General features: G+C 36.6%; 16 protein-coding genes. 9 read left to right on the top strand and 7 right to left on the bottom strand.

Annotated features, from left to right (window positions below; all coding sequences use genetic code 11):
- Nucleotides 1-293: 293 nt before the first annotated feature.
- The 7 genes from AC27H3_RS01965 to AC27H3_RS01935 all read left to right on the top strand — a co-directional run bounded on the left by AC27H3_RS01965 (nt 294) and on the right by AC27H3_RS01935 (nt 8366).
- Entirely contained in the window at nt 294-788 is a 495-nt protein-coding gene (locus tag AC27H3_RS01965) for a (2Fe-2S)-binding protein (RefSeq protein WP_487103293.1), read from the top strand.
- Between the two features lie 12 nt (nt 789-800).
- Nucleotides 801-3080, top strand: a complete 2280-nt coding sequence (locus tag AC27H3_RS01960; protein ID WP_487103292.1) for a xanthine dehydrogenase family protein molybdopterin-binding subunit — start codon at nt 801-803, stop codon at nt 3078-3080.
- 171 nt (nt 3081-3251) lie between these two features.
- Nucleotides 3252-3467, top strand: coding sequence for a tyrosine-type recombinase/integrase (locus AC27H3_RS01955; protein WP_487103526.1), 216 nt, complete (start codon nt 3252-3254; stop codon nt 3465-3467).
- 173 nt (nt 3468-3640) lie between these two features.
- Entirely contained in the window at nt 3641-4378 is a 738-nt protein-coding gene (locus AC27H3_RS01950; protein WP_487103290.1) for a hypothetical protein, read from the top strand.
- Nucleotides 4379-4450: 72 nt separating this feature from the next.
- Entirely contained in the window at nt 4451-4630 is a 180-nt protein-coding gene (locus AC27H3_RS01945; protein WP_487103289.1) for a hypothetical protein, read from the top strand.
- A gap of 362 nt (nt 4631-4992) precedes the next feature.
- Nucleotides 4993-6006, top strand: a complete 1014-nt coding sequence (locus AC27H3_RS01940; RefSeq protein WP_487103287.1) for an AAA family ATPase — start codon at nt 4993-4995, stop codon at nt 6004-6006.
- 53 nt (nt 6007-6059) lie between these two features.
- Nucleotides 6060-8366, top strand: a complete 2307-nt coding sequence (locus tag AC27H3_RS01935) for a S8 family peptidase (protein ID WP_487103286.1) — start codon at nt 6060-6062, stop codon at nt 8364-8366.
- A 428-nt stretch (nt 8367-8794) separates the two neighbouring features.
- On the opposite strand, the gene AC27H3_RS01930 is transcribed toward AC27H3_RS01935, so the two are convergent.
- Nucleotides 8795-9847 carry a hypothetical protein gene (locus AC27H3_RS01930; RefSeq protein WP_487103285.1) on the bottom strand — a complete coding sequence of 351 codons (1053 nt, stop codon included), beginning with the start codon at nt 9845-9847 and terminating at the stop codon, nt 8795-8797.
- 590 nt (nt 9848-10437) lie between these two features.
- On the opposite strand from AC27H3_RS01930, the gene AC27H3_RS01925 reads away from it, so the two are divergent.
- The gene (locus tag AC27H3_RS01925; RefSeq protein ID WP_487103283.1) at nt 10438-11109 is read left to right on the top strand and encodes an inovirus Gp2 family protein; all 672 of its coding nucleotides are present in this window, start codon (nt 10438-10440) and stop codon (nt 11107-11109) included.
- 102 nt (nt 11110-11211) lie between these two features.
- On the opposite strand, the gene AC27H3_RS01920 is transcribed toward AC27H3_RS01925, so the two are convergent.
- From AC27H3_RS01920 to AC27H3_RS01905, 4 genes are read right to left on the bottom strand one after another with little or no spacing between them, the layout of a single operon-like run.
- Entirely contained in the window at nt 11212-11670 is a 459-nt protein-coding gene (locus AC27H3_RS01920) for a hypothetical protein (RefSeq protein WP_487103281.1), read from the bottom strand.
- A 27-nt stretch (nt 11671-11697) separates the two neighbouring features.
- Entirely contained in the window at nt 11698-11838 is a 141-nt protein-coding gene (locus AC27H3_RS01915; RefSeq protein WP_487103279.1) for a hypothetical protein, read from the bottom strand.
- Between the two features lie 58 nt (nt 11839-11896).
- Nucleotides 11897-13390, bottom strand: a complete 1494-nt coding sequence (locus tag AC27H3_RS01910; protein WP_487103277.1) for a hypothetical protein — start codon at nt 13388-13390, stop codon at nt 11897-11899.
- A gap of 32 nt (nt 13391-13422) precedes the next feature.
- Nucleotides 13423-14220, bottom strand: coding sequence for a helix-turn-helix transcriptional regulator (locus AC27H3_RS01905; protein WP_487103275.1), 798 nt, complete (start codon nt 14218-14220; stop codon nt 13423-13425).
- 361 nt (nt 14221-14581) lie between these two features.
- Here AC27H3_RS01905 and AC27H3_RS01900 point away from each other — a divergent pair, with 361 nt between their 5' ends.
- On the top strand, nt 14582-16051 hold the full coding sequence (locus AC27H3_RS01900; RefSeq protein ID WP_487103273.1) for an ATP-dependent DNA helicase: 1470 nt from the start codon (nt 14582-14584) through the stop codon (nt 16049-16051).
- A 72-nt stretch (nt 16052-16123) separates the two neighbouring features.
- Here the strand turns inward: AC27H3_RS01900 and AC27H3_RS01895 are convergent, their stop codons facing one another.
- A complete protein-coding gene (locus tag AC27H3_RS01895) occupies nt 16124-16435 on the bottom strand; it encodes an AlpA family transcriptional regulator (protein WP_487103271.1) in 312 nt (103 codons plus the stop codon).
- 90 nt (nt 16436-16525) lie between these two features.
- Nucleotides 16526-16711 (bottom strand): AlpA family transcriptional regulator, encoded by a 186-nt coding sequence (locus AC27H3_RS01890; RefSeq protein ID WP_487103525.1) that lies wholly within the window; start codon nt 16709-16711, stop codon nt 16526-16528.
- Nucleotides 16712-16853 lie beyond the last annotated feature (142 nt).

Raw genomic sequence — 16853 nt, 5'->3', positions numbered from 1 at the left:
ACTAAAACGTTTGGTGTAATTGCAGTCTATATTCATGCTAAAGCTAAGCAAAAATCATCTAACCTGCTAAGCTATTATATTAATAAAAAAACAATTTTTTATTGTTTAACAATATTCACTTATTTGATAAAACCCACTACAACAAGCGGCGATAATGTCTTTACTTTGAGTAAATAAGCACAAAGTCGAAACAAAAAATTCTCCAACTTACTCCGTTGTTAGCTAATAAAATTAGTTTATAACGTTAGATAATAAATGAGTATTTTTTACAATCAGTTCTAAGAGATGAAATTATGATTAAATTCAAATTAAATGGTAAAGAAGTTACCACCACAGCAGATGCAAACACACCTTTACTCTGGATTATTCGCGATGAATTAGGCTTTAAAGGCACCAAGTTTGGCTGCGGCATTGGCATGTGTGGTGCTTGTACTTTGCATCTAGACGGTGCCGCTATTAGATCCTGCTCTTTTCCATTACTCGGGGCTGAAAATAAAAACATCACCACGATTGAAGGCCTAGAAAATAATCATCCACTACAAAAAACATGGATTGAAGAGCAAGTACCACAATGCGGTTACTGTCAATCAGGCCAAATTATGCAAGCGGCGACTTTATTAGCAAGTAATCCTTCACCGAGTGACCAAGAAATTGTTGACCACATGAGTGGAAATTTATGTCGTTGCATGGCGTATGTGCGAATTAAAAGTGCCATTAAAAATGCCGCTGATTCTATGTCAGCTGAGGTTCAAACTTTTGATCCACGTGCAACAACGCAACAATCATAAAGGTGAGTAATAATGAAAACGATTAAAGATGAAAAAAACAACATTAGCTTATCTCGCCGTCGATTCTTAGTTGGTTCGGTTAGTGGTTCACTATTAATGGCTTTTGCACCATTACTGAGTGCTACAGGTTTAAGCCAAAATGCACAACAAACGCTAAAAGATAAACTATTTTCTCCAACCGTTTGGTTTGAAATAAACCCGATGGGCGAAATTAATATCAACATAGCTAGGGCAGAAATGGGACAACATATTGGCACCGCGCTAGCCAGAGTTGTTGCTGATGAGTTAGGCGCTGACTGGTCAAAGGTATCGATAACTCATGTAGATACTGATCCTAAATGGGGTTACATGGTAACTGGCGGCTCTTGGTCTGTATTTCAGTCATTTAAACCATTATCTCAAGCTGGCGCTGCTGGACGTATCGCATTAATTGACGCGGCAGCCAAGATATTAAATTGCTCAGTTGAAGAGTGTCGCGTTGAAAATGGCGCTGTAATTGGTAAAGATAGCGCTATAAGTTTTGGCGATATTGTTGCAAAAGGTACATTTAATCGTACATTTACACCAGAAGAAATTGGCAACTTACCTTTAAAGCCAGCCAGTCAAAGAACCTTAGTTGGCAAGTCTAGCTCAGCGCTAGATATTCCTGCTAAAACTAACGGTAGCGCTGTTTATGGTATTGACGTGGAATTAGAGGGTATGGTTTATGCTCGCCCCATTATTCCGCCAACACGATATGGCAGTAAAATTAAAGCTGTTGATGATAGTGCAGCGAAAAAAATCAAAGGTTATATCGGCTACCATAAATTACAAGATCCTAGTGAGAACCTTCAAGGATGGATAGCGGTTGAGGCAGACACTTATTACGGCGCAATTAAAGCAGCCGATGCTATAAAAGTGAGTTATCAAGCAGGTGAAAGAGCAAAAGTCAGCGAAGCCGATATTCTTAAAGAAGGCGAGCGCTTAGTCGCCGACAAGAATGAAGGCGGCTTATTTATTGATGATGGAGACTTTACCGCTGCTAGCGAAAAAGCGGCAAAGACTATAGAGGCAATATATCGTACTCATACCGTTTTGCATTTTGCCTTAGAGCCGGTAAATGCAACAGTTGAAGAAAAAAATGGCCAATGGCACATTTATACAGGTAATCAATGGCAATCTTTAACAATGCCAGCGATAGCTAAAGCACTGCAGGTAACAGACGAAAAAGTTGTTATGCATCAACAATATTTAGGCGGTGGTTTTGGCAGGCGCTTATTTGGTGATTATGCAATACCTGCAGTATTAACCTCAAAAGCGATAGGTAAACCAGTAAAAATGGTATTTACCCGTGAAGATGACTCACGCTTTGATCAACCAAGATCTCCATCTGTTGTATCATTTAAAGCATCGTTTGATAAAACAAATAAATTTACGGGGATGGAACATGCCCTTGCGGCTGGCTGGCCAACATTAACAATGGCCCCTGGCTTTATGCCTGAAAGCCTAGATAAAAAAATCAAAATAGACATGTTTTCAACCAGTGGTGCAGATCATTGGTACAGCATGGACAACCATCGTGTTCGAGCGATCAATAATAAACTAGCACAAGAAACTATTCTGCCAGGTTGGTTAAGATCAGTAGGGCAGGGTTGGATTGTTTGGGGGCTAGAATCATTTATAGATGAAATTGCTCACCAAGCAAAAGCTGATCCCATTGATTTTCGTTTATCTATGCTAGACGGTTTAGGTAAACAAGCTGGTAAGGCACCTGAAAGTGTTGGTGGAGCAAAACGTTTAGCCAACGTATTAACCCTGCTGAAGAAAAAAGTAAGCACAGTTAAATTAGCAAAAAATGAAGCTATAGGTGTTGCAGTAAGCGCCGGACAAGAAAAAACCATGCCGGCTTGGATGGCCTGTGCAGCACATGTGCATGTTGAGCCCGACTCTAAAAAAATAACCGTTAAAAAACTTACTATGACGGTTGATGCAGGGGTAATCGTTCATCCAGACGGTGCCTTAGCGCAAGTACAAGGTTCAATGTTGTGGGGTACAAGCATGGCACTGCACGAGCAAAGCCCAATAGAAAACGGCCAAGTAAGTAAAGTTAACCTAAATACCTACTCACCGTTACGTATGAATGATGTACCAGAATTAGATATTGAATTTGTCGACAGCAAAGAGTTTCCTGTTGGATTAGGCGAGCCAGGAGTAGTATCAATAGCACCAGCTATTGCCAATGCTATTTTCCAAATAACAGGCGTTAGAGTAAGAGATTTACCTATAACTTCTGACGCAATTAAAAATGCCTAAGATAAATAGTTAACGCTATGTTTACATAGGTTTTTGTATTAATTAAATTAGCAAAGATTAACCAAGGTAAAACCCTTAATTTCGGTCATTCGAAATTAAGGGTTTTTTATTTATCTAATGCAGCATTTTGATTCATAGGGAGATATTTTATGAGAGATAAAAAACTAAGATATTAAAAAAGCATGGGGGAATTTACTTAATGTGGCTGAGATCACTGACTTTAGATTTCATGACTTACGACATCACTTTGCTAGCAAATTAGTTATGGCTAGCGTTGATCTAAATACAGTACGTGAATTGATGGGGCATCGTGATTTAAAAGTGACGCTAAGATATGCACACTTAACGCCAGAACATAAAGCTGCAGCAGTTAATTTGATTGGTTAAAAACTATTGATTTATATATTGGTTTCTGTATTATTATCGCCAATGCATCTTTTAGGTGCATAGGCCACGGAGCCTGAGCCCAACTCTATTCGACAATTCAAAAATATTATTAAACTTTTATTAATTCAATAACTGCTTTGGTAACTGGGACATATTGGCAGGCAAGGATTAATATGAAAGTCATATCTTCTCAAGAGTTCAACACTGTAGTTAATATTTTTAATTCTCTAATTAAACAATCTAATGTTTCGATTAAAAGCTCGCGTATTAGAGAGTTATTAGCAGAGTCGCAAGGTGATAAAACTTCTAATGGTTTATTATCTAGATTACCCCTCACTTTTAAAACAGACAATAATGTTGTTGATATAATAAGTCGCAATTTAAAAGAAAAATTTCAATATGAAAACGTTAATGTTAGTGAAATACTTGATAAATTAATAGAGGCAACAAAGCCCCATGTTATGCCTAGATATCTTGGTGATACAGATATTAAAATTGATTATTCAGAGTTAAGCCCTAATGATAGTCAACCATTACTTCATGATGGAATTGGCTCATTGAAGGAGGCAGTTGCCTTTCTAGTCTTTATTCCAGAACATGATGTTATTTATCCTGCTGTTGTAAAGCGAGCGGATGATTTTGATTCGCCATCCTTTACCCACGGAATAATACAAAGAGTACAGCTCCCCAACACCGTTTCACTATCTCAAATTCATGCTTTTTTGTCGAAGCCAGAGGTTATTAGCCAATTTAATATAATTAAAGCTGGATTAACAATTGAAGCGGAACCTAATAAGTTGAGATATGGTTTTTTGAATGAAAAAGGGAAAAAAGCCAAAAATGAGCTTAAACGATTGGTTGCACAAAATTTTGGTGCTTACAAAGAACCTGTTTTAGAAATTAATTGTTAAGACTGTAATTGTTTAATAACCACTTATCTTGAGGGTTAGGTGGTTAACTTTATAAATGGAAAGGTTAAATGATTGAGAAGGACTAAAGTCAGACCTATTCAGTTACATTACGATTTAAATATTAACGAGCAAACAGGAGAATGCCTGCAAAGTTATTATGATGGAGAGCTGATATTCAAAGTAAAAGGGTTATGGTTCGCAGGCAAAGCGGTTGTATCTCGTCATTACCAATGGAAAATAGAAAAAGCATAATAGCCTTAGGCTAAAGCCTAATATCGTCCAGAATAGGCTAAAGGCTTATTTTGTTGTAAATCTACAAACATGAACAACTCAGCACACATCAAAAGAGCCTTTAGCTATAAATTAGGCTTTAGCTCACATCAAAAAACACTCAAATAATTATTTTAAGGCTTTAGTTAGTCGACTGCCAGAATGGCAAAGATGCTTTTACTTGGAGTTCTGTAAATAACTGTACTGACACTTAAGTTTGTGACAAAGTTACTTATGTTTGAATAGACTTTTTAGATAAAATACTGTCTTCAATGATGTATACTTATACAAAATGGAACATTTAATCCTCGCTTGGGTGTTGATTTAGCTAATATGGTGTAAAAATGGCAAGTGGAAAACTACTTAGGCAGTTAATAAAGTCTGGTGTAAATAAAGATGAAAATGGGTTTAGGCAGATATCTGAAGCGCTCATAGCTGAAGAGCGCCAGAAACACCATAATCTTTTAGCTAATGATTTAGAAAAAATTCTTTATGGTTTAAATTCAAACAAAAACGTAAAAAACATTCTCCCGTTTAATGTAAAACAAAACATCCCACATGATAAGGAACGAGGTCTTCCACTTCTTGAAATTAAAGAACCAGTTAGAAGACTTGAAGATGTTGTTCTTAGTGATGAGAATAAAGAAAACATTAAGCGCATTTTAAAGGAATACAACAGAGAAGAAGTTTTAAGGACATGGGGTATGCGCCCTGTTGAGCGAGTTCTCTTTTGCGGACCACCGGGTTGCGGTAAAACGATTAGTGCAGAAGCTTTAGCTTATGAACTTAATAGACCGTTATGCATTATTAGACTTGATAGCGTGGTGTCATCATATCTAGGTGAAACATCGGCAAACTTAAGAAAGGTTTTTGACTTTATCCAAACATCCCCTGTGGTAGCCCTTTTTGATGAGTTTGATGCCCTAGGTAAAGAAAGAGCTGATGTTGCTGAACATGGTGAATTAAAACGTGTTGTTAATACATTTTTGCAAATGCTAGATAGTTTTGAAGGTAAGAGCTTAATTATTGCTGCTACTAACCATGAAAGCATGCTGGATTCAGCAATATGGCGACGCTTTGAAGATGTATTGGCATTTACATACCCAACAGTTCTCCAAATAAAAAACTTGTTAGGTATAAAACTTAGAGGGGTTCGAAGAGAATTTGAATATTCTAAAACAATAATTGACCTATTTAAAAATATTTCCCATGCAGACATTGAACGCATATTAAAAAGGTCGATCAAAGATATGTTGTTAAATGGAGAAGAATTTCTAAAGTTTGAACATATAGATAATGCTTTTAAAAATGAAAAAGCTAGAAAGAAAAGCCTTTTAAAATCTATAAATAATAAATAATAAATAATAAATAATAAATAATAAATTTAGCCATAACGAAGGGAGTAATCGAATTGGCAAGAGAACATTTAACTTTTAATAGAGAAGAACCAGTTACTATTAAAAGACCTAGGAAAATGAGTATTCCAAGACCAGTATTAACTGATGTAGTAGGCCATGGCCAAAGGATACTAACCTCATTAGCAACAGCAAAAGAAACTGCTCAGCTTCAAAATCAAGGTTTTGATAATAGATTACTTTTTAAAGTAGAAATATCTGATATCGAGGGTGCTAACCTTGATTCAATACCCGGAGTTGAACTTATTAGTCAGGAAGATAGAGGTATATTTCTTGTTTTTAGTTCAGAGGGCGCAATAGCTGAGTTTGAAGCAAGACTAACAATGCTAGTCGAAGGAGGAGTACCAACTCGAAAGTCCTTACTTGAAGCCCTTGAAGGGTTTAATGCTTTCACCCCTGAAGATAGAACTGGGTGGGCTTTAGGTCATTTCGGTACTCCTGAAACGCAAAGCTTTAATGTAGATGTTGAACTTTGGCCTATAACTAACCATTTAGAAAGGACGTCGCTTATTACTTCGTTTGAAAACTGGTTAAATGAAAACGAGTTAATTAACAAGGATAGAGTATCAAACGATTTGATTGTGTTGTATCGACTTGAAGTTAATACAACACAGCTTGAAAGGCTATTAAACCATCGAGATGTTCGAATGGTAGATCTACCACCTAAATTCAATCTCAATATTTCTCTATTAAATACAGATATTCAAAATATACCTGAAGTACCTTCTCCTCCTGAGAATGCACCTGGAATAGTAGTATTAGATAGTGGACTAGCAACAGGTCATCCCTTACTTAGCGCTGCAATTGGAGATGCTCAAAGTTTTTTAGATGGGAAAGGTAGTGATGACGAGCATGGTCACGGTACTATGGTAGCAGGCAAAGCCTTATACGGTGATGTATCTACTACTATTGAGAATGGTTCATTCACCCCTGAATTAAGGCTTTTTAGTGGGCGTATTCTGGACGAAAAATTAGAATCTGACACAAAACTTATTGAGCATCAAGTTGAAGAGTCGGTAAGATATTTTGTTGAAAATTATAATTGTAAAATTTTCAATTTATCATATGGCGATAGTAATAAACCATACACTGGCGGCAGGATTCGAGGATTAGCAGTGGTACTTGATATTCTAGCTAGAGAACTTGATGTACTATTTGTAGTGCCTACAGGAAATTATTATTCTTATGATAGTCCTCTAGAATGGAAAGCTGCATATCCAGACTTATTACTTGAAAATACTTTATTAGATCCAGCACCTTCAGTTAGTAGCCTTACTGTTGGTTCGTTAGCGCATTATGATCAAACTAGAAATTCCTCACGTCATGCAAATGACCCTGCGGAGCAGAGCTTTGCAAACTTTAATCAACCATCACCATTTTCTCGTAGCGGGCCCGGAATTAAAGGTGCTATAAAACCTGAATTTGTTGCTTATGGGGGAAATTACGCTGTTGATACTAGGACGGATAACATAATACAGAGTCTATTAGGTGAAGTATCCTTTAACAAGGATTTTGCACAAGGTCGCTTATTAACCGAAGACGTGGGAACCTCTTATTCAGCGCCTTCTATTGCACATATAGCTGCTAGGGTATTAGGAGTCTATCCAGATGCTTCTACCAACCAAATTCGAAGTTTATTAGCTGCACATTCGACCACTCCACCAGAGGTATTAAGTTTATTCAACCAAGATAAAAGTAAGACAATATTAACAACTGGTTACGGTATGATTGATGAGGAAGCTTTATTTAGATCTCTAGATGATGATCTATCAATATTCGCTAACGATTCGTTAAGTAATAAAAGTCATCATTTTTATGAAATCCCAATTCCAATTGAATTTTGGGAAGGTAGAAAGCGTTTAAGACAAGTTTCAGTTTCTTTAGCACACACACCACTTGTAAGAACAACTAGGATAGATTATAAAACAACCAGAATTAGCTTTAAATTAATTAAAGCAACATCATTAGAAGAGGTTTCACAAAGGTTTAACAATAATATTCCTATTGAAGAGACCACCAACTTTAAAGAACATTCAAATCAAAAGCATATCAATGAGCAACATCGCAATTATGGGACATTACAATGTTCATCTTGGAACTTTAAACAGGTAAATGCGAGAGAACGTTTAAAGAAGTTTTTCGTCGTAGTTACTCGGCATGATCATCCATGGGCTGAACGCCTATTACAAGATGATGAAGACTATTCATTAGTTGTAAAGCTTAAAGATAAAGAGAATGAAGAGGCTAGGTTATTACAACAAGTAGAAAATATTTTACAAAACCGTGTGAGAATTAGAACGTAACCATGACTACATAATGTCTACATTTAAATAGTTTTCGATAATAATACATTGATTATAATGATATTTATATGTGTGTAATTTATAATAAGCTGTTGCTAGGTCGTTGAGCACATAACAGCTTATTATATTTTCATTCCTTCCTAGATAACCTCCATTATTCTTAAATTACAATTAACCAAAATTCACTCAAAATAATAGAAGTATTATTATGTAGTTCTAAGCTACATATTTGCTACAAAATAGAAAGATAATGTTTGAAAGTTAGTGAGTAATTACGCTGAAGGCTTTGAGTTAGATGGTGGCCCCCTCCCTGACCTGAAATTGCACTTTAAGTGATTGATTTTGTTGTTTTTTGTTATCTGCTGTTTTTGTGTTTGTTACTTCTGGTGTTACATTCGGTGAATCTCATAAAAAATTTTTAAGTTATTTTAGCTTTTTCTTGGAGGGGGAGGGATATCTAGCTCAGAAGCTATTTCCTCAAGTTTTTTACTGAATAATTCGTCTTTTCCATTTTGAGGTTGCTTTAAGTTTGCCTCATCATCTTCCTGCAATTCGACTTTAGCTGGAGTTTGATCTACGTCAGAAAAAGTAGCTTGCTTTGCTTGTTCACTAATAATGTGCTTGAGAGTTTCTTCTGGAGTTTTGTGTCCCATTTTTTCTTGAATGATTTGAAGCGTTTTTAATGATTTCTTATCTTTTAGTAAGATGTGGTTATTTTCTTTGGCTTTACTTTTTAACTTTATTTGAGCTTTCTTTTGTTCTGGAGTTTTCCATTTACGAGCAGCATCGGAAATTTTTTTATAGAAGTTTTGTTTGTCTCTAGAAAATGTTGACCAAACATCTACTGAGGCTAAAAATTTAAAGTAATCATTTAGTTCAGGAGTATTATCTATTGGAGATGGTTTTGAGTACGCTACTGATTTTTTACTCGCCTTTTTGGTTAAAAAGTCGAAAGCTTTTTTACATTGTAATTCATTACGTATATCTAACCAGTCATAGCGCCAGCCAGGGTAATCAATCCCCACCAACCACGCATTATGAATATTATTAATTAGCTCTATTTTAAATGGCATCTTTTTAGGTAACATATCTAAAGCTCTAATTACAATATAGTGCTTATTTGAGTTAGCCTTTACAGCATCTAATGTTACCTCGTTAAAAAGCCCTGTGCCTTTTAAATAAAGCCAAACGAAATTACATAGTCTAAGATTTTTTTTATCTAGCCATGTAAGGTATTCATCAGGAATTAAGCTCTGATGACATGTTTTGATATGGTTATTTATACTATTTTCTGCATTTTCAAAAGTTCTATAACTGCCTTTTAGGGCTTTAATGCAAGCTTGCACGTCATTATGCAACCCAACACTATTACGTCTATCAACTATGCGCTCTAGATGTAGTTGAAATAGGAATATATCAACAAACCTCTGTTTCTTATTTAAAAGGAAACCTTCCAATTGGGTGAAACTTTTTATGTCCATAGCTGACCTTAATATAACTGCTAACTCAATCTCAGTTTTTAGTAATTCTCTTCAGAAATTGGGGGTTGTTTTATTGTTAATAATGCCTGGGTAAACTTCAGAACACATCCAAAATCAATCCTTATAACCCCCGTAAAACATCCATTATTCATCCTTAGATTTTTATTGATGACTTTGTTTGTTTGGCTTTGTGGCGATTTTTGGTTGTTTTTGTAGTCTGAGGTATTGTTTGATGATTGTTTTGGATGTTAGTGTTAATCGTCAAGTTATGCAATAGCTGTATTAATCTAGAGCATTGGCAATTTTATTTTAATCAATAACATCACTGCTAAAATATATTTGTTATCAGAGTGGTTGTGTTTTTTGATGTCAGCCTAATGCTTGGTTGTTTATGTTTGGATGATAGCTATAGCGTCAAATCGATAAGTAAAGGTTTTCTGTATGTTAATACTATCCATTCATTTTTTTAACCAATATCCTTTTTAAGTATCTAATCAATTGAGCAGTTCAATACTACTCATTAATATCAATAAATTATTTTTTACACAAGTGATTACTTCTATAGACAAATAACTATCGGAAGAAGAATCATGCAAACCTTTACAAATAATAAAAATCTTACTGTTTTTAACGGGCTTAACTTTAATGGCTGGCAAGTGGTGCCAGGCTACACTTTGTCTACTGAATATCTTGAGTCAATTGAAGTCGTATTGGAGCGAGCTTTAAGTGAGCACCCAAGAACATTAATAGTTCGTTTTGACTTACACTTACCACGAATTGTTGATTGTCCTGACTTTCCTAGAGAGATAGACACCAATGTTATTACCCGTTTCTTCAGTTCGCTTGAAAGTAAGATTAAATGGGATTATGACAAAAAAATAAAAGTAGGTGGCAGTCCTCACGCCTGTACCGTTAGGTACGTGTGGGCGAGGGAGATTAACCAGTCATTAGGGCATCATTATCATGTAGCACTGCTACTCAACAAGGACAGGTATTATGGCTTAGGGGATTACAGTGTTATTGGTCAGAACCTTGCTGGCAAAATATTCGAGGCTTGGGCTAGTGCTCTAAAGCGTACTGCACATGAGGTTAAGAACCTAGTGTATTTCCCTAAGGATTCACCTTGCTATCGTTTGAATAGTAACTCTCAGGATTATGCTTTTCAGTGTAATGAAGTGTTCCGTAGGTTAAGTTATTTAGCTAAATTTTCTACTAAGCGGTATGGCGATAAGACTAAAAATTTTTCATGCAGCAAGCGATAGCCTAATTAACCTCATTTGAGGTTTTTATATGATGATATATGTGTGTTTATTTGTAGTTGCTGAATTAAGGGGGAGTTTAATCTCCCCATTTTATGCCGTTGATTAAATTTCTGACCACCATATCTTTTCTTTGGTATCGTAAATATCGACATCAGTAACATCATAGCTATAATCGCCATGCTTATTTCTATGCACCATGATAACAGCCCAGGGCTCTACATCTTTGTAATTTGAAGTAAGCTTCTGCTGACACGATAGGTTTAACTCTCGGCGGTCAGCGCCTCTTTTGGCCTCTATAATAGGTTTAAAATCATCGTCATATTTAACTTTTAGCATTATTGGTTGAGCTGATTTTATTGATTCGAATTTTGGGTTCGTTGAAAAGTAAAAAAACTCATTAGCTACTACCCCTCTTTTTTCCTCAAAGGCATCTTCACAGATATCAGCAAGTTCATTTTGCAGGGTAGCTTTTTCTGATGTATTACCCGTTACAACCGCCCATAAGCCAGCTATAACGGATAAGCCAAGCCAACTTATAATTATCTTCTTTACTAAAGTCATATTGATTTTCCTTATTTGTATGTTGAGTTACTTTTTACGTTTACTGCCGCTAAACAAAATCATGACAATAATGAATATCCAGATTGGTAAGCTTTTAACGTTGGACAGTGCGGATATAGCCAATACTATTGCAAATGCAGCGACTAAAAAGCCTGCTATTAATTTCATAAGCTTCCTTTTGAAATAGGGAGCAGTTAGCTCCCGTTGGTATTAAGTTGAGTAGGTTTTATTCGGTACAGTCGACCAAACTAGATTCGCCGTCAGACCACGTACCACATAGCTTGCTGTGCGTGCCGTCAGGGCGGTAAGTCGTAACCGTGTACTCGTTATCAGAGTTGTGCATGTGAACAACTTGGTCTTCTTCCCAGAAGCTTTCAGAGGCATAGCGGTTATCAATGCGAGTCCATCCGTCGGCGTCATATCCGTAATCATCAAAAAAGTCTAATGAGATATGTGATACAGAATGAGTTAACCAGTCGCTTGCTAGTTCATCTAAAGAAATACCAATTAGTCCTGTATAGATTGCAGGGTTATCTGAGCTGTAACTATGGCTAGATTCTGTTTTAACTGTTTCATTATCACTGTAGAAAGTTTTTGTGATAAATGATTGCCCAGTATTTAATGCAACACGGTCTAACGTTCCACACATGCTCCAATCTACATTCTCAGCATAAGCGGTATTAGCAAGCCCGTATCCAACGCCATCGTTAATTTCAGTGAAGTACTCTGTAATGGTACATGAACCATCTATAAGGCTTAATGCTACTTCAGCTTCGATATTACCGACCTTAGTTGTGCGTTGCTGTCTGCGCTCAAGAAGCTCGTCGATATGATTTAAACCGCCACGCATTGCATTAATGCTTTCATCCCAATCACCTTTGCTTTGCAGGATGTACTCACGGCGATACCAAGACATATACAAAGGTGTTAGCTCGGTTCCATCAAGGTAGTATTCAACAAATACATAATCGGCATTGGGATTGGCTTGTTCGAGCTCAACTGTTTCAGTATAAGATTTCGCAAGTCCTGGTACTAATGAGCGCGCTAAACCGTGTAAGCTTGAGTTACCGTTAGCAATATAATCACTGTAAAGCGAATCAACTGTTAGGTTATATCGAGTAGCTACTCGAATTTCTTGGTCAATCAGTCGTTGTTCAATGACTTCCCGTAACTGCTGATTTTCAATGATTGATTCACAAGACAATTCATTGCCGCCAGCATAAAGCTCTTGTTCAACGGCGTTCCAAATAACAGTAGTTAAAGGGGTTACATTGAGTAAATCTTCATCAGTACGAAGAGCAAAGCTCGGTGGGATAACTAGGTCGTATGCTTCTTCTATTGGCGTGTCAGGTGTATCGAGGTCAATAGCGCCAACGGGTACGTGAGTAATCAGTGGTACGTATTGTCCACAATCTTCATGTACTTCAGGGATTTCAATAACCCAGCCAACTAGCTTACCGTCTTTATCTTCAGTAGGTTCAACTGTTTTAGCTGATGGTTCGTCATCATCATGAATACCGTTGAAGTTTAAATCCATGAAAATGGTTGCACCAACGATATATCCATCGATTGCCATGCCACTAATTTTAGTTAACTCTACAGGCGTAGGGGCTGGTGGATTAACTGAAACAGGCTCTGTACTAGAATCACCTCCGCCGCCACAGGCTATAAGAGATGCACTGATAAGGGTTGCTGTTATTACTTTTGTATAATTTTTCATACGGGTTCCTTTTAGATGTATGAGGGTGAAGGTTATTTGTTATCTTGATTATTTAAAGGTTTGTTAAAACGTAATGACTCAAGGTGAGTCCAAGTGGTAGGGCTGCCATTTAAGTTAGGTTTTGAGGTATGCTTGTTTTGATACTTACTGAGATTGAAGTCTTCAGGGTATTTAAAGTTAAACGTAGATAAGCTAGCGTCTTTAATTTTCTCAACTTCAATGTGTAGGTATTCATTATCCGGACACCGAAAAACAACATAAAGCGCATTGTCATGAATCCACAAACTTAAGGGTTCAATCCTTAGTTCATTTTCATCAATTACAATGCTAACGATTTGTTGTTGTATGATGCCGCGTGTCAGTTGCTCAAATACCGCATTAAACTTAGTGCTGTAATTTTTAATGAGTGGTTGTACTTGAACGTCTGAGTATGGCTGTAGCTCAGACGTTTGGATGGAAGTTGATTGTGTTTTTACTTGATGTATTTCTGTAAAAATTGAGTTGATTATGGCTTTGTATTCAAGAGGAAAGCTTCTGGTTAGCCATCCTTCAGCGAGATGGAGAAGCATACTCTCCCTTGAACCGAATGTTTTAATCGGTAGGGTTGTTCTATGATAGCCATAAGGCCTGTCACTTGTATCTTTATAAACATTAAGGTGTTGAACCATAATGTCTAAATTTCTCTGTATTGTACGAATGTCACGTACTACGCCAATATCTGTTAACTGCTGCTTTAACTCTACTGCCGTTATCCTGCCTAATCTAGGTATACGATTGTACAACTCGAAAAGGAGTGATACGTGGTCACTCAGGCTTGGTTTTGTTGCCATAACTTACTGCCTTTTATGACAAAGCGAGTCTATGGCTATGATTAGAGAGCAGCCGACAACGCTATGATGAAAGTTAAATAAGGTGGGATGTTATTGATTGAGGCGGCATTACTTGCCGACTGGATTTAGTAATTTGAAGTTTTTACCAAATCTAATATTTGGTAGGCGTAAAAATAATAAGCCCAGGCGATTGCCTGGGCTCTTATGTTGTATTGAATTTTGGTTGTCATATATGCTCCTTAAGCTAATTAGGTTGTCTGTCGCTTAAGTGATATAGGTTTATTTATTGGTGGGATTTAATTTTTAGGTTTAATTTTACTGCTTTGTCGTTTCTTTTGAATGAACATTTCAGGAGAAAGTAATGAGCCTTTTAAAATATTTTTCAGGTGAGCAATTAACCAAAGGTCAGCAAGGGTTATTAGCTCAACTACAGTTTTTTTTACAGAAAAGTTCCGACTCTACTTTTTTACTTAAAGGGTATGCTGGTACAGGTAAAACCCATATAATGTCAGGGGTTACTCGATACCTAATGGAAATAAATAGAACCTTTTTAATCCTTGCGCCCACAGGTAAAGCAGCTAATGTAATCTCAAGAAAAACTCGTTGTGCAGCTTATACAATTCACCGTGCTATTTATCGGTTTTGCGAAGGTACAGATGAAGAAAAACTTATTGTAGATGATATTCATCAAGAGCCTCCGCATACATTATCCGAGGTCAGTTTAAATGATGATGATTTTGATACTGTTTATATTGTTGATGAGTCTTCTATGATTTCAGACAGCTTTAGTGATTCTGACTGCTGTGAGTTTGGCTCGGGTTATTTACTGCATGACTTAGTCGAACACATCAATCCCAACAGAACAAACCGAAAAATCATCATGATAGGTGATTCAGCTCAACTGCCTCCAGTTAATAGTAGTTATTCGCCTGCACTTGACGAGGCGCTCTTAAAGTCTAGGTATAACCTTAAGTGTCAAAGTTATGAGTTGACTGAAGTTGTGCGACAAAAAGGGAAAAGTGGCGTTATGGATAATGCAAAAAAATTAAGAGAGGCGCTTGTTAATTGGGATTTTTACGGGGTTAAAATTGATACTACTAGTGCAGATATATCTAGACTTTCAACCTATGACTTTTTAAAAACATATATTGAAGCGTTAACTGGAAAAGGAATGGGTGTCGAAGAAGCAATAATTATCGCCTTTACAAATAAACAAATAAGAAAATATAACAATTATGTAAGAGGAATGCTGTTTTCGCCTAGAGCTAGCATTCAAGTGGGTGAAGCCGTTGTTTGTACATGCAACTATAGGGTAGATAGGGATAACTTCATCTCTAATGGTGAATTCGGAAAAATCAAAAAGGTACTTCCAAATGTTGAATGTAGGTCTATCGAAGTCATGGGTAAAATTAAAGGCGGTTTAAAGCCAGTTGTTGTAGATTTAAGTTTTGTAGAGTTACAGGTTGAGTTTGTAAATAGCTTTGGAGAGCCATATCTAGTAACAAGAAAAGCACTGTTGAATTTACTAGAAAGGTCTTCTCCAAGACCTTCAAATTTGGAAAATAAAGCCTTATATGTGGACTTCAAAAAGAGAAATTTTTTTGATAAAAAAATAAGTCATTCTGATTATATTGAAGCGAAGCTAGCTGACCCGTATTTAAACTTTCTGCACCTAAATTTTGGTTATGCAATTACGTGTCACCGCTCGCAAGGAAGTGAATTCAAAAACGTTTTTGTGGATACCTATCGAGGCAGGCAAAAAGGTGAACAATATATTAGGTGGCTATATACAGCCATTACCCGCACAAGTGACAAGTTGTACATCAAATAGTTACGGGCATATTTCCTAACTTGACCACTTCAATGCGGTCAAGTTAGGTTTTTTATGCTGTTTCATGAAAGTCTATTGCATTACTTTGATAAGCCATTCTATTGACTCGCTTAAACTATGTTTTTTAAATCTATCCTTAATCCAAGCTATAACTTCGGTTTCGGAAAGTGGTTTAGTTTCTTTATTAGGTAATGGCTGCTCGCTTTCATCTCGTTGGTCTATTTTATCTTGTACCCACTCAATGATTTCGGTATCAATCCAAGCTGTCGCACGACAACCAAGTGATACAGATTTAGGAAACAGCCCATCATTCATATATTTATAAATGCTGCTTCTGCCAAGCCCTGTATATTCTTTAACTTCCTTTAATCTCATTAATGCCATTTTGAATTCCTCTTGTCTCATTCAAAACAAGAGGCGGGTCGGTATTATTTTGCAGGCTTAATTCAGAAGCCCTCAGTAACGTCCTAATGACTAGTAGCCGTAAAGAATTTTGCTGTCTCGTTGGCCAATTACATTTTCTATCCATTTGTCGACCTCGCTTTCCACCCAACAGACCGACCGCTCACCCAGTGAGACGCTGGCGGGAAATTTTCCTTCTCCAATGTATTGATATATGCGACTACGGCTTAAGCCTGTTTTGGATATAACCTCTTTCATGCGTATTAATCTTGTAGTCATGATATTACCTCCTTCGTTTGTAAATATTTAAAACGCAGCTCATAGATAAAAGTAGTGCAGGGTTTTATTACCCTGAGATATCCCCTTGACGCATAGCATGCAAGGACTTACTCGATTTCAT

It is taken from the genome of Colwellia sp. NW0002-52-1 (assembly GCF_057550865.1).
This window is presented reverse-complemented; position numbering and strand designations above follow the sequence as displayed.

Excerpts from the sequence above, each read along its gene's own strand:
- AC27H3_RS01965 (WP_487103293.1), top strand. The coding sequence starts at position 294 with ATGATTAAATTCAAATTAAATGGTAAAGAAGTTACCACCACAGCAGAT.
- AC27H3_RS01960 (WP_487103292.1), top strand. The coding sequence starts at position 801 with ATGAAAACGATTAAAGATGAAAAAAACAACATTAGCTTATCTCGCCGT.
- AC27H3_RS01950 (WP_487103290.1), top strand. The coding sequence starts at position 3,641 with ATGAAAGTCATATCTTCTCAAGAGTTCAACACTGTAGTTAATATTTTT.
- AC27H3_RS01940 (WP_487103287.1), top strand. The coding sequence starts at position 4,993 with ATGGCAAGTGGAAAACTACTTAGGCAGTTAATAAAGTCTGGTGTAAAT.
- AC27H3_RS01930 (WP_487103285.1), bottom strand. The coding sequence starts at position 9,847 with ATGGACATAAAAAGTTTCACCCAATTGGAAGGTTTCCTTTTAAATAAG.
- AC27H3_RS01925 (WP_487103283.1), top strand. The coding sequence starts at position 10,438 with ATGCAAACCTTTACAAATAATAAAAATCTTACTGTTTTTAACGGGCTT.
- AC27H3_RS01920 (WP_487103281.1), bottom strand. The coding sequence starts at position 11,670 with ATGACTTTAGTAAAGAAGATAATTATAAGTTGGCTTGGCTTATCCGTT.
- AC27H3_RS01915 (WP_487103279.1), bottom strand. The coding sequence starts at position 11,838 with ATGAAATTAATAGCAGGCTTTTTAGTCGCTGCATTTGCAATAGTATTG.
- AC27H3_RS01910 (WP_487103277.1), bottom strand. The coding sequence starts at position 13,390 with ATGAAAAATTATACAAAAGTAATAACAGCAACCCTTATCAGTGCATCT.
- AC27H3_RS01905 (WP_487103275.1), bottom strand. The coding sequence starts at position 14,220 with ATGGCAACAAAACCAAGCCTGAGTGACCACGTATCACTCCTTTTCGAG.
- AC27H3_RS01900 (WP_487103273.1), top strand. The coding sequence starts at position 14,582 with ATGAGCCTTTTAAAATATTTTTCAGGTGAGCAATTAACCAAAGGTCAG.
- AC27H3_RS01895 (WP_487103271.1), bottom strand. The coding sequence starts at position 16,435 with ATGGCATTAATGAGATTAAAGGAAGTTAAAGAATATACAGGGCTTGGC.
- AC27H3_RS01890 (WP_487103525.1), bottom strand. The coding sequence starts at position 16,711 with ATGAAAGAGGTTATATCCAAAACAGGCTTAAGCCGTAGTCGCATATAT.